The sequence below is a fragment of the Lysinibacillus sp. fls2-241-R2A-57 genome, assembly GCF_030209535.1.
GTDB lineage: Bacteria > Bacillota > Bacilli > Bacillales_A > Planococcaceae > Lysinibacillus.
Map to the genome: position 1 here is coordinate 1 of NZ_JARVRU010000226.1, position 12,004 is coordinate 12,004.

Consider the following 12,004-nt stretch of genomic DNA (forward strand, 5'->3'; position numbering starts at 1 on the left):
ACACAAAATAGCAACAAGAAAAACCCTTTCATCGATCAATAATAAACCTATTTTTCCTAATCAACACGCTTGAATTAACTATTAAATAAGCCGAAAAAATCAGTTTTTATCGTAATTAATATTATGCTAATCATAAACATCATTTCTGCAATAGTAGCAACAACATCTTTTTTATTTTCCGCGTATTTCCATTCCATAAATGCTCGTAACATTTCAGAGGATACTAAAAAGGCAATAATGATAAACCATGGCTTAAAATAGAAAGCAATTCCAACAGTATCATTATTACTCATATAATACGAACTGATTACTATTAGAATCATATACATTATTCGTACAAACCTATCTAGTTTTTTATGTCTTTCATTAATGTAATCATAAGAAAACCATTTCTTTCTCTCAACACCTAGCAACTTTCTAATTACAAATTCAAAAATACTAATTATTAAAAGTTGCACAACTAGAAAAAGTACTAAAGTTCCTAGTTCGATATTAATATTATTCAATTTCAGTCACCTCTCAAACCTTCTCTATTAATGGGGAATATTCCCCTAAAAATAGGTTATGTCTAAGCTAGTTACAATGACATGTGTAACTTGAATTCAGATGTATATGCCTTAGATTAATGTGTTATTGCTAGGATAATAGCTCCAGATTATTTATGCATTCTTCTTGCTTGACTGACTTTTTGAAAATATTTAATATATAAAGTCACGCGATATATGCACATTAAGACACTCCAAAAGCATCTTTTATGATCCACATCCCGTCTTTTTCTAAAAACTAACTGAAAATTTTATCTGTAAAGAAAGTGTAGCACAGTAGATAATGATTTGGTAGTTAATTGGATAATCTGAAACAAATTGAAATGACCGATTTATGCAAAAATATTAGGTGGAATCTCCAAAGAAAGGATTCGAAACATACAAGGTGTTTAGGAGTATTTATAGAATAGAATAAACATAGGATTAAAGAAAATTGAGCCGAAAAGTATTTAAGGGAGGGGGTGTAAATATTAACATTTATCGTATTATTTAGTCCTTTATATGCAATATTTATTTGGCAATTCTTCAAACCAGAGAAAGCAATTTTAAACGGACAAGTAACGCTATTTCGATATTTTAAAAATAAGGATGCAATTGAAGGGCAGAAACGCAAAAATTTTAAAGGAGATGTTACCGAGAAAGAAATTGCACAAGTAAAAACTAGTTCTATTATTGGTATTGTTGGTTTAATCATATTTTTAATTTTTATAAGCCAAATATGAATTTTTTTTGGTTAATGTAATTATTTGGAACATTATTATATGTTTTTTAATCTGTTATTTTTGTTATAATATTTTTAAAATGGTAATGTGAGGAATTTTCAATGGGGATAAATTTTAATAGCTTTTTCAGAGAAGAATTGTCAGTACAAGATATTCAAGTAGCTATGGAACAGGGAGAAATAACATCTAAAGAATTAACGATGTATTATTTGCACAGAATCGCTAAATATGATCAAGATGGACGAAAAATTAATTCTATGCTTGAAATTAATCCTGAAGCGATATTTATTGCTGAAGCGTTAGATGAAGAAAGAGTAACTAAAGGTGCAAGAGGGCCTTTACACGGAATTCCGGTTGTTTTAAAAGACAATATTGAAACGAAAGATTTTATGCATACTAGTGCAGGTGCTATGGCATTAGAAAATTATCTAGCGAAGCAGGATGCGTTTTTAGTAAAAAAGCTACGCGAAGCAGGGGCAGTTATTTTAGGGAAAACAAATATGACTGAATTCGCAAACGCAATGTCGAGTACGATGTGGGCGGGGTATAGTTCTCGTGGTGGGCAAACACTAAATCCTTATGGTGATCCAGATCTTTTTGTGGGTGGATCTAGTTCTGGATCCGCAGTCGCAGTAGCATCGAATTTTTCTGTTTTATCAATTGGAACGGAGACAGACGCATCGATTCTAAGTCCTGCTACTCTAAATTCAGTAGTCGGCATAAAACCGACTGTTGGACTAATTAGCCGACGAGGCATTATTCCATTTACATATTCTCAAGACACAGCTGGACCATTTGCAAGAACAGTGACAGATGCAGCTATTTTATTGGGCGTATTAACAGGAGTAGATCAAGATGACGTTGCTACATATAAAAGTGAAAGAAAAATACACCAAGATTATACAAAATTTTTAGATGCTACAGGTTTGAATGGTGCTAGAATTGGTGTGTATAATTACGCCTTAAAAGAGTACTATGAGTCAGAGGAGTATGATGAAACACTTTTTAATAATGCAATTCAGGTTTTAAGAGAGCAAGGAGCCATTATTATTGAAGATATCGAAATCCCTTCTTTTCATAGAGATTGGAAATGGGGTGTGGGGCGATATGAATTAAAACATAGTTTAGATAATTTCCTTATAAATCTACCATCTCATTTGCCTGTACATTCTATCTCTGAGCTAATTCAATTCAACGAACGTTCCAAAGAAAAGTGTTTGAAATATGGCCAAGATAAATTGGAATTGAGAGAGAGTTTATCAAATACTTTAAGAAATCCTGAATATTTACATGCAAAAATAGAAGATTTGTATTTTGCTCAAGATCAAGGAATTGATTTTACATTAAAAAAATATGAATTAGATGCGATTATCTTTCCATCATATATAGGTTCAACAATTAGTGCAAAAGCTGGTTATCCCTCTATTGCCGTTCCAGCAGGGTATATGGATAATGGCAGACCGTTTGGCATAACTTTCGCAGGAACTGCATTTAGTGAGGATGTTCTAATAAAACTCGCATTTGCATTTGAACAAGCAACTAACTTCCGAAAAGCGCCGAGGTTGTAATATATTCCTTAGTAGGTTATAAAACTAGAAAAACGAGCTTGAAATTTCCAAACGAACACGTCTTTTTAGGAAGTAGTATTCACTGATATGCAAAGCGATTGTGGGGGAAAAACAAAAGGACTTGTGCACATGAGTTAAATCATACGCACAAGTCCTATTTTGATGGATATGTTGTTCATTCCTGTTTCGGGAGTTGAAAGATACAAAATTGCACCTTTTATTGCACTTGTTGAATCGCTTCATCAGATTTTTTTATCAAATCACCTATTTTTGCAAATATATAAACGAATCCATAGGTAATAGTGAAGTAGATGAATTTATTAGCAATATCACTAAATTGTACAAGTAAAAAATTAGATACCATTAAATCCATATAAAAGAGAAACAAGGTAAATTGAATAATTTGAATCAAAAAATAGATTCCCTTATTTTTCATACCTATATGGAGGGCAAATGATTCTAATACAATGCTTATTGGTATTAAAAGAATAAAACCAATGATGATTCCAATTGATAAAAAAATCGAGCTATATATGCTTGTGAATTTAAAATCTAGAACAAGACTAGCTACATATTGAACGCCCATTAGTAAACTAATAATAATGGCTAACACAGCAACCAAAAAAACAGGAATTAAAAAATAGTCTCTTGTTTTCATAATTTTTAGTCAAACCTTTCTTAGCATTATTTCACGATTGAATTGAAATACTGAAAACTGCGTACGTTTACTTACTTCTCGTAGCAATTAACATTCTAAGTTTGCGTAAGCCTAAACCAAGGAAGTTCCTATGCAAAAAACATATAAATCAATACACCTTTAAGGTTCATAATTACTCCGCGTTATTCCCTTTACTTAACACACTGTAAATTATATCCACAAAGGAATCATAACATAGCAGAGCATTAGTTGGTAGTTTAATGGTAAATTCGCATCTGCAATTGTTGCAAGTGACAGTAGCACCTGTGCGCGTTTAGAATGAAGTAGGGGATTCATTTACACAAGGTTTTCTAATTATTTGCTACAGGAGCGGTTAATATAAAAATAGGACTTGTGTGTAATTTTATGCACAAGCCCTATGGTTGTTGTGTGATGGGTTATTGTTGAAAGGTAGTTTCATTATTGGTGCCATTCATATTTATATAACTGATGTAATTCGGATTTATATAATAAAATAATGAAATCATTTCCATTATGGTGTTCACCATAGTAATAATAGTCCCCAACTTCTGCTTCAACATCATATTGATTAAAAATATCAACAATTTCTTTAGAATTTTGACGAATATCAATTGTTTTTTTTATGAATTGCGCTATTTTATTATTTGCATCAGATATTTCATTGGAAGTAAGTTTTATTAAGCCTGTATTACTAAAATCAATCGGTTTTGAATAATCGAATAATGCAAACCATTCCCCATCACCTTGAAAACTAGCGTCTGTTGTTAGTAAATTTTTTTTCTCATCTGCTTTAGGTAAATAAATGTCCCAATTACTTTCGAGTACTTCATATTCATTTGGGAGTAGGCTATTAATTAGTAAAGTACACCCTGAAAACAATAATCCAATTGCTACAAAAAACGTAACCATTTTTTCACAAAATCACCTCGATTTAAAGACGAATGCCTTTTTACATGGTTGCATGCTGTAACTAATGGTAGGCCAATTCCTTTCCTGGTGGCTTATGGAGCTGAATACGAGCGCAAGAAAATGCTACAACTTCTTGCGGTTGCCAAAGCACAGGGGAAACATTTAGGCAGAACGCAATTAAACCTTAACTCGTTGACAAAGCAACAACGAGAAGACTTAAAGCTAACTATCATTGCCTGGAAATCGAAAGAATTGTCAGGAGTGTATAATTAATGGGGATCTTAGGACTGAAAAAGAGTTTTTGCTACAAGATTATCAAAGAATGCAAGGAAACAATTCAAAGAGAAACGATTGATTCATGGGGCTTTGCTGTATGTTTACTAAGAATCATTCACACAAGCTATCTAATTTCATTGCTAGAGCCATTTATGAAGCTATGGGAGCTTTTATGAATGCATAACGAAAAGGCTCTGTGTGTAATTTTACGCACAAGCCTCTTAATTGCTGTGTGAAGCGGGGTAAGGAGTGATTGATTATAGCCCCATATCTAATTAGTTGAAATATAACCAACCTTTTCTAGTAATTTCAATGTCGTATAATTTAAATTTGGGAGTTTGTCCAAAGGGAAATATTCTAAATTTTTACTTTCCTCATTTTGTGTAATAATGCCTTTTACAGCAATTGCTTTAAAAATTGCCGTAGCATTATAAATTTCATCCCCATGTGGAAATTTATAATATAACTCTCTCCCTGAAGCTAAGCCAAGCAATTTCAATTCTTGGGCGATTAAGCCTGTTTCCTCATACAACTCTTTTTGAGCAGTTTCTTCAAAACTATCTCCAATTTCCATTCCACCACCTGGAAGCCCCCAATCATTTGTATCTGAACGTAATTGCAAAAGTATTTCATTCTTTTCGTTCAAAACAATGATTGCGGAACCTGGTGCAATAATAGGACTTGTTCCAACATATTGTCGTAAAGATTTTATATAATTCATTGTTTCCTCCAATTGTTCTTTTCTTAACAAAGTGAAAAATTCTATCTGTAAAGAATCATAACATATCAAAATTTTTGTTGGTAGATAAATGGTAAATGTGTATTGAAGAAGATTAATCTTTACAGCTGGCGAGACGATGAGATCTAAATAGTTTCAACTTTGAGATAGCCTACATAAGTAACTATTGCGATCTCCTAGAGCCTCTTACAAAGCCTGTGAGGATTGAGAATGATTTAGAAGAAGGTAGTCTATGATTGCTATGTGTGGAACTAAGGGAGCGTATTGTGTGAAAGTGTTAAAGCATAACAAAAGGACTTGCATATATGAGATTCAATCATACATACAAGTCCTATACTTATTGAATTAAAGCTCCCCGTTTGTTAAAAACTTTTGAAATTATGACTATAAAAGTCACTGGAATAATCCAATTACCCACACAATTAGGTAAATTGGCATTGCAACTATTAACATACCAGCAATTAAGTACCCCAGGCATTTTAATACAACCTTTATAACATCGTATACTGCACCGGCCAAGTCATCAATAAACTTTGCGATATGAATCCACCCCTTTACTATCTCTTTTTAAGTGACTACTTTAAAGATATTTTCGTACGTTATAAATAGCATGAAGCCTATAAAACAACTGAGAAGATTTAGGATAAAGTCATGTAACATTGATATGTATATAATAAAAATTCATTTCCAATAAATTTTAAACATCCTTGAAAATTCCTGTCCTTCACTTATTTTACTGAAAATGTTTCGTTAAAAATTGTAACATAGCAGAATAATTGATGATAGAGGAAAAGTAGATGTGTAGATTTAAAGAAGCGCTTAGAGGGAGCTTAGAGACTGTGATCATTGATAGGGGAGTAGAGGAATCACTGACACAGGATGTACCCACGCGTACCAGGAGAATATCCGCGAAATCAGGGCGAATACCCGCGAAGCCAAAGCAAATACCCGCGCGTACTAGGGAAATACCCGCGGAACCAGAGCGAATACCCGCGCGTACCAGAGAAATACCCGCGAAATCAGAGCGAATACCCGCGCGTACCAGGGAAATACCCGCGGAACCAAAGCAAATAACCACACGCTAACATAAAATCCTCGCTAAAAAACAGGACAATGATCTAACAATCACGTCCTGTTTTTTTAATGTGAATTATTTAATGCAATGCATCGCTGCCTCAGCTTCTTCCCATGGAACTGAGTAGCCCTTGCCTTTTGCACAAAAAATACTGGAGGATGTATATTCAGGATCAGCATTTTTATCGTAGCCGATTTGCGTGATAACCTCTTCCGTATTATGGCACGTATCATAACCATCAAATTGCAGGGAGAGTACGCCCTTTCCGTTGGTGTAGGCGGCAAAGGTTGTGCTATAGCTCATAAATGTTGCGACAGGGGCACGGCCAGTTAAAATGGCATCATTTTCGGTTAGGATAGGTGCGGCAAATGTACCTGAAGCTTGCTGAATATCGGTCATCATGCGGCCGATAAAATCACTAGGGGCTTTGAGCTTAAAGCGGTAATAGGGCTCTAGTAATATATTTTCTGCTTGCTCAAGACCTTGCCGTAATGCACGGAATGTTGCCTCGCGGAAATCGCCACCTTCAGTATGTTTAATATGTGCACGTCCTGTTAAAAGCGTGAAGCGAATATCTGTCACGGGAAAACCTGTTAACAGCCCATGATGATCGCGCTCGAATAAATGCTTTTCAATGAGTCGTTGGTGCCCAACCGATAAATCGTCCGCATGGCATGCATTGACAAATGTATTGCCAGTACCACGTGTATTTGGCTCCATCAATAAATGTACTTCCGCATAATGCTTTAATGGTTCAAAATGACCGTAGCCTGTTACAGTTGTCGCAATTGATTCCATATATAAAATCTGTGGTTCGCCAAATGAAACGTTTAGTGAGAAGCGGTTGTTGAGTACTTCGACAAGAACCTCGAGCTGGATGACACCCATAATATGTACATGAATTTCTTGGAATTTTTCATGCCATAGTACACGTAATGATGGTTCCTCTGCTTCAAGCATGCGAAAAATTTTTAAAACTTCTTTAATATGCTGATCGCCTTCATATTGTACTTTTGCCTGCAACGTTGGTACTAACTCGTAGGGCTGCGGGTTGCTTGAACGACCAATGATATCGCCGATGTTTGCTTGACTAATCCCTTTGACTGCAAAAATATCCCCAGCTTTAACTTCCTGCACAGTTTCATAACGGCTGCCATTATATAGTCGAATCTCCGTCACTTTTTCTGTCATATCTCCAAACGAAAATTCATCCCGCACGTGCAACGTTCCTTGTAATGCCTTTAAAAATGTTAAGCGTTGATGTCCATCATGACGAATTTTAAAGACTTCACCTTGAAACGCTGCATTATCGTTAAAATGTGTCTCTGTAAGTAGGGGGAGCTGTGCTAGTAATTCCTGTATCCCAGTATCTTTTAAAGCAGAGCCAGTAAAACATAAAAAGGCCTTTTCTTGTTTAATCATCGCCTGCAAATGAGTCAGGGAGCTAAAGCTATCCAAAGTTTCATTAAGAAAAGCATCGAGAAGCTGTTCATCACGTTCAGCAAGCCACTCCATAATGTGATTGGAAACATAATCAGAACGGAGCGGTTCGTCCATTAATAAAACATCCTCAGAGCAATCCTTTTGAAGCTGTGTCATAACGGCTTCTACATTTGCACCTTGACGATCTATTTTGTTGATAAAGAAGAAGGTTGGGACGTGATATTGGCGTAAAAGTTGCCACACTGTTTCGGTATGACCCTGCACTCCTTCGACGGCACTTATAACAATGATGGCATAATCCATAACACGAATAGCACGTTCCATTTCTGGTGAAAAATCGACGTGCCCAGGTGTATCAATTAACGTATATGTATCATTTCCAATCGTCATACGACCTTGCTCTGCAAAAATTGTAATACCTCGCTGACGCTCTAGCTCATGATTATCTAGAAATGTATCCTGGTGATCCACTCGTCCGCGGGCTTGAATACTTTTTGTATGAAATAGTAACTGCTCAGAAAATGTAGTTTTTCCTGCATCAACGTGAGCGAGTACACCAATTGTTACATGCATAAAAAAATCCTCGTTTCTATTTTTCATCTTTCACCATTGTAACAGAATTACTAGAAAAAGATTTCGTGTAAAATAGTTAGTATTTATGTCGAAATAGTGCTAATATATTCATGATTATGATTTTATGGATTTTTTGTGAGATTGCGACCAAAAATTTCTTTTGCTAGTTTATCAATATCATTGACAACAAAAAAATATAACGACTTATTGGTGCAAATGACTTTTATTATTTGCTTAAAAGGGAAATCGGTGCGAATCCGATGCTGTCCCGCAACTGTAAATGGGGAGTCTATACGAGATACCACTGTAGCCATGCTATGGGAAGGTGTATAGATGATGAACCTAAGCCAGGATACCTGCCAATGTGTATTTTTTACTTAAACCACGAGGATGGGGATAGTGAATAGGTTGAAGAACCTTTCTTTCACTATGCTAACCTCTTGGAAACAAGGGGATTTTTTTATGCCCTTTTTAACTTAAATCAGCGAGTGTCATTCAGGTAGCAAAGGAGTCAAAAGATTTCTTTCTATATAGTTAACAGCAAAGGAGAAGAGGACATGAAGAAATGGAAAAGCTTGTGGCTTGTCTTTGCGATTGCGTTAATCGCTATACTTGGCGCGTGTAATACAAAGGACAAACCAGAATCAGCAGCACAAGGTGAGAAGGTAGAGCCTTCCCAAGCTGAAACGACAGAAATTACGATTGAAAATAATGGAACAACACAAATATATAAGGAAGCACCAAAAAAAGCGATTAGCTTAAATCAGCATGTAACAGAAATTATGTTAGCGTTAGGCTTAGAAGATTCAATGGTAGGGACAGCGTACTTAGATGACAAAATTTATGAGCCCCTACAAGCTGCATACGATAAAGTGCCGGTGTTAGCTAAACAGTATCCTTCAAAGGAACAGGTTATTGATGCAGAAGCAGACTTTATATACGGAGGTTGGAAAAGCGCCTTTGGGGAGAAAGGTGTTGGTACACAGGAAGAGCTTGAGGCATTAGGGATACACACTTATTTACATACAGCCTCAAATATGACGAAACCAACTTTAAAAGATATTTTCACAGATATACGAAATATCGCAAAAATTTTTCGTGTCGAGGATCGCGGAGAAGCTTTAATTGAACAAATGACGAAGGATGTAGACGCAGTTCGTGCGAAATTACCACAAGATAAGAAAGGTCTACGCGTTTTAGTTTATGACAGTGGTGATAAAGATGTCTTAACCACTGGACAAAACTTTATGAATGAGCTTGTGACGATTGCTGGCGGTAAAAATATTTTTGGTGATGTGGAATCAGGATGGACTACGGTATCAAAAGAAGATGCAGTAGAGCGTAATCCAGAAGTCGTTGTTGTCGTTGATTACGGAGAAAAAACGGCGGAAGAAAAAATAAAATTCTTAAAACATGATCCAGCGTTGAAAGAAATGGAAGCAGTTAAAAATGAACGTTTTGTAATCTTACCACTTTCTGCTGCGTCAGAAGGGGTTCGTGCTGCAGAAGCTATTCAAATATTAGCTAAGGGCTTCTATCCTGAGAGCTTTGAAAACTAGAAAAAAATTTGGGGTTAGCAAAACGCTAGCCCCTTTTTTTATAAGGAGCGTTAAACAATGAATGCATTCCATACGAATATACCGGACAAAACCTTTGAAAAGTTAAATAACAATGGCGATTTTACTCGTCTTGCAGTAAGCCCCGGTATTATAAATAAGCATTATACTCCTGCACAATTCCAAACAATTGCAAAGGTTGTAGGGAAGACTGGTGCTATCAAATACTCTGCCTCGTATAGCATATTACTATCAATTCCAACAGAAGATGTAGAAGATACGATTGAGGAACTAGAAGACGCTGGCCTGTATGTGGCAAAGCAAGGACCGATTGTGGCGATGAAGGCCTGTGATTTTTGCGATGGAGATAAGATGGAGGCGGCACCGATTACTGAACAGCTATATCATTCATTAGAAGGAATATCTGTACCTACAAGATTACGTATAAACGTAAATGGCTGTGCCTCGGCCTGCTATAATGCGGTGTATGATGATATTGGGCTCGTCTATCAAAAAGATAGCTTTGATGTCTATTTAGGGGCAGTACCAATGGGTGTAAATGCTCAAGCGGGTACTCTGTTTGCGAAAAGGGTAGGAGTTGAGCATATTGAAGGTTTTTTAAAGCAAATTATTAGCCTCTATAAGGAACATGCTCGCCCGAATGAACCCTTTTATAAATTTTACCGCAGAACAAATTCGGCTGATTATTGGGAAATGTAAAAAAGGTGATGAGAAAACACGCTGCATTTAAACATCCTTTTGTATGACTATCACCAAAAATTGTAGATGACATTTGTTAAGAATGTATGCCTGTATATAGGTTGACTTCCGTTTCGACTGAAGGCACGCAGGAAAGCGCATAGAGGGAACGGAAGTCAACCACACGTTAAGGTGATGAGCCCTTCGTTTTACAATGGAATATTACGTAAATTAATTTACATTATTAAGTAATTATGTTTGGATTTAAGAGAATAATAAAGAGCGAGGGGGGAAAATAATGAAAAAATTTTTTACTGTGTTACTAGCAGCATTCGTATTAGCAGTAGTTAATCCAACAATATCAAATGCGAAAGTGATGCATGATGGAGCCGAAGTTGTAAAAGGACAAACAGGAAAAATGACCTTTAAAAAAGACATCAAGGTATATAAGAGAAATCCAAATGGTACGTTTGATTCGTTAGTGGTTAAGCGAAATAACTTCTTTAAAACGTATGACATTGAAAAATATGATGGCAAAACATTCTACCAGATGGGGCAATATCGGGTACAAGCAACTGATTTAGTAGTATTTAAAGAAGTACCGATAAAAATTCGTGCATCATTCTATAACGATCCAACTTATATTAATATTAATCGTGACCATATTAGTGATTTTAAACGTTATGGAAACTATTATCATAAAGATGATGAGGTCAGTAAAGAAGCGGTCAAAATTTCTTTCTTAAATGACGGACAAGTATTTTCTTATTGTTCTGCTGATATAGAGGTAGGAGAAAGTTGTGTAGAATATCAAGGTACAGATATTAAAATAGCTGAAACGATAAAAAGAAAAGAAGGCGTGCGTTATGAGCTAACAGAGGATACACGAGCGCAACTTAGTCCAGTAAAGGGATACGTTGTAGATTGGGATAAAAGAATGTATTTAAAGGGAACTGTTTTTTCATCGCTAGGTACTGAAATTAATGGTTATCTATATGTAAAGAATGAATCGGATTCGAAAGTTAGCTGGTTTCCAGTAGAAATATTAAAGCAAGCAGGAGAGAAGTGATAGATTAGAATTGTATACAACTATATTAAATGAACGATCTATTTAAAGAGGCTAGGACATTAGTATATTTTAAAAGCAAGTTTAAAGATTTCACATTAGGCGTGTTGATTAGGAAAAAATAGGTTTATTATTGATCGATGAAAGGGTTTTT

General features: G+C 35.6%; 12 protein-coding genes and 1 riboswitch. Of the genes, 6 read left to right on the top strand and 6 right to left on the bottom strand.

Going from position 1 to position 12,004, the window contains the following annotated elements; all coding sequences use genetic code 11:
• Positions 1 to 74 precede the first annotated feature (74 nt).
• Positions 75 to 458: a DUF4181 domain-containing protein gene (locus QRN68_RS26500; RefSeq protein WP_285400442.1), complete on the bottom strand. Its 384-nt coding sequence runs from the start codon at positions 456 to 458 to the stop codon at positions 75 to 77.
• A gap of 910 nt (positions 459 to 1,368) precedes the next feature.
• On the opposite strand from QRN68_RS26500, the gene QRN68_RS26505 reads away from it, so the two are divergent.
• Positions 1,369 to 2,835 (top strand): amidase family protein, encoded by a 1,467-nt coding sequence (locus QRN68_RS26505; RefSeq protein ID WP_285400418.1) that lies wholly within the window; start codon positions 1,369 to 1,371, stop codon positions 2,833 to 2,835.
• Positions 2,836 to 3,052: 217 nt separating this feature from the next.
• Here the strand turns inward: QRN68_RS26505 and QRN68_RS26510 are convergent, their stop codons facing one another.
• From QRN68_RS26510 to QRN68_RS26520, 3 genes are all read right to left on the bottom strand, one after another.
• On the bottom strand, positions 3,053 to 3,493 hold the full coding sequence (locus QRN68_RS26510; protein ID WP_285400419.1) for a hypothetical protein: 441 nt from the start codon (positions 3,491 to 3,493) through the stop codon (positions 3,053 to 3,055).
• Between the two features lie 210 nt (positions 3,494 to 3,703).
• Positions 3,704 to 3,829, bottom strand: a complete 126-nt coding sequence (locus QRN68_RS26515; RefSeq protein WP_285400420.1) for a hypothetical protein — start codon at positions 3,827 to 3,829, stop codon at positions 3,704 to 3,706.
• A gap of 123 nt (positions 3,830 to 3,952) precedes the next feature.
• Positions 3,953 to 4,423 carry a hypothetical protein gene (locus tag QRN68_RS26520; RefSeq protein ID WP_285400422.1) on the bottom strand — a complete coding sequence of 157 codons (471 nt, stop codon included), beginning with the start codon at positions 4,421 to 4,423 and terminating at the stop codon, positions 3,953 to 3,955.
• A gap of 120 nt (positions 4,424 to 4,543) precedes the next feature.
• On the opposite strand from QRN68_RS26520, the gene QRN68_RS26525 reads away from it, so the two are divergent.
• Positions 4,544 to 4,696: a hypothetical protein gene (locus tag QRN68_RS26525; RefSeq protein WP_285400434.1), complete on the top strand. Its 153-nt coding sequence runs from the start codon at positions 4,544 to 4,546 to the stop codon at positions 4,694 to 4,696.
• Entirely contained in the window at positions 4,696 to 4,875 is a 180-nt protein-coding gene (locus QRN68_RS26530) for a hypothetical protein (RefSeq protein ID WP_285400435.1), read from the top strand. The genes QRN68_RS26525 and QRN68_RS26530 overlap by 1 nt, the downstream gene beginning before the upstream one ends.
• A gap of 95 nt (positions 4,876 to 4,970) precedes the next feature.
• On the opposite strand, the gene QRN68_RS26535 is transcribed toward QRN68_RS26530, so the two are convergent.
• Together QRN68_RS26535 and QRN68_RS26540 are read right to left on the bottom strand one after the other, a co-directional pair.
• Positions 4,971 to 5,420, bottom strand: coding sequence for an NUDIX hydrolase (locus tag QRN68_RS26535; RefSeq protein WP_285400436.1), 450 nt, complete (start codon positions 5,418 to 5,420; stop codon positions 4,971 to 4,973).
• A gap of 1,168 nt (positions 5,421 to 6,588) precedes the next feature.
• Complete coding sequence (locus tag QRN68_RS26540; RefSeq protein WP_285400438.1) at positions 6,589 to 8,529, bottom strand: elongation factor G; 1,941 nt, start codon at positions 8,527 to 8,529, stop codon at positions 6,589 to 6,591.
• 191 nt (positions 8,530 to 8,720) lie between these two features.
• Positions 8,721 to 8,907: riboswitch (cobalamin riboswitch) on the top strand.
• A 179-nt stretch (positions 8,908 to 9,086) separates the two neighbouring features.
• Between QRN68_RS26540 and QRN68_RS26545 the strand changes: the two genes are divergently transcribed.
• The 3 genes from QRN68_RS26545 to QRN68_RS26555 all read left to right on the top strand — a co-directional run bounded on the left by QRN68_RS26545 (position 9,087) and on the right by QRN68_RS26555 (position 11,853).
• Positions 9,087 to 10,088 (top strand): ABC transporter substrate-binding protein, encoded by a 1,002-nt coding sequence (locus tag QRN68_RS26545; protein WP_285400439.1) that lies wholly within the window; start codon positions 9,087 to 9,089, stop codon positions 10,086 to 10,088.
• 57 nt (positions 10,089 to 10,145) lie between these two features.
• Positions 10,146 to 10,805 (top strand): precorrin-3B methylase, encoded by a 660-nt coding sequence (locus tag QRN68_RS26550; protein WP_285400440.1) that lies wholly within the window; start codon positions 10,146 to 10,148, stop codon positions 10,803 to 10,805.
• Positions 10,806 to 11,082: 277 nt separating this feature from the next.
• Positions 11,083 to 11,853, top strand: coding sequence for a hypothetical protein (locus QRN68_RS26555; RefSeq protein ID WP_285400441.1), 771 nt, complete (start codon positions 11,083 to 11,085; stop codon positions 11,851 to 11,853).
• Positions 11,854 to 12,004: the final 151 nt, after the last annotated feature.

Coding starts and splice junctions, on each gene's coding strand:
- QRN68_RS26505 (WP_285400418.1), top strand. CDS start 1,369: ATGGGGATAAATTTTAATAGCTTTTTCAGAGAAGAATTGTCAGTACAA.
- QRN68_RS26510 (WP_285400419.1), bottom strand. CDS start 3,493: ATGAAAACAAGAGACTATTTTTTAATTCCTGTTTTTTTGGTTGCTGTG.
- QRN68_RS26515 (WP_285400420.1), bottom strand. CDS start 3,829: ATGAATCCCCTACTTCATTCTAAACGCGCACAGGTGCTACTGTCACTT.
- QRN68_RS26520 (WP_285400422.1), bottom strand. CDS start 4,423: ATGGTTACGTTTTTTGTAGCAATTGGATTATTGTTTTCAGGGTGTACT.
- QRN68_RS26525 (WP_285400434.1), top strand. CDS start 4,544: ATGCTACAACTTCTTGCGGTTGCCAAAGCACAGGGGAAACATTTAGGC.
- QRN68_RS26530 (WP_285400435.1), top strand. CDS start 4,696: ATGGGGATCTTAGGACTGAAAAAGAGTTTTTGCTACAAGATTATCAAA.
- QRN68_RS26535 (WP_285400436.1), bottom strand. CDS start 5,420: ATGAATTATATAAAATCTTTACGACAATATGTTGGAACAAGTCCTATT.
- QRN68_RS26540 (WP_285400438.1), bottom strand. CDS start 8,529: ATGCATGTAACAATTGGTGTACTCGCTCACGTTGATGCAGGAAAAACT.
- QRN68_RS26545 (WP_285400439.1), top strand. CDS start 9,087: ATGAAGAAATGGAAAAGCTTGTGGCTTGTCTTTGCGATTGCGTTAATC.
- QRN68_RS26550 (WP_285400440.1), top strand. CDS start 10,146: ATGAATGCATTCCATACGAATATACCGGACAAAACCTTTGAAAAGTTA.
- QRN68_RS26555 (WP_285400441.1), top strand. CDS start 11,083: ATGAAAAAATTTTTTACTGTGTTACTAGCAGCATTCGTATTAGCAGTA.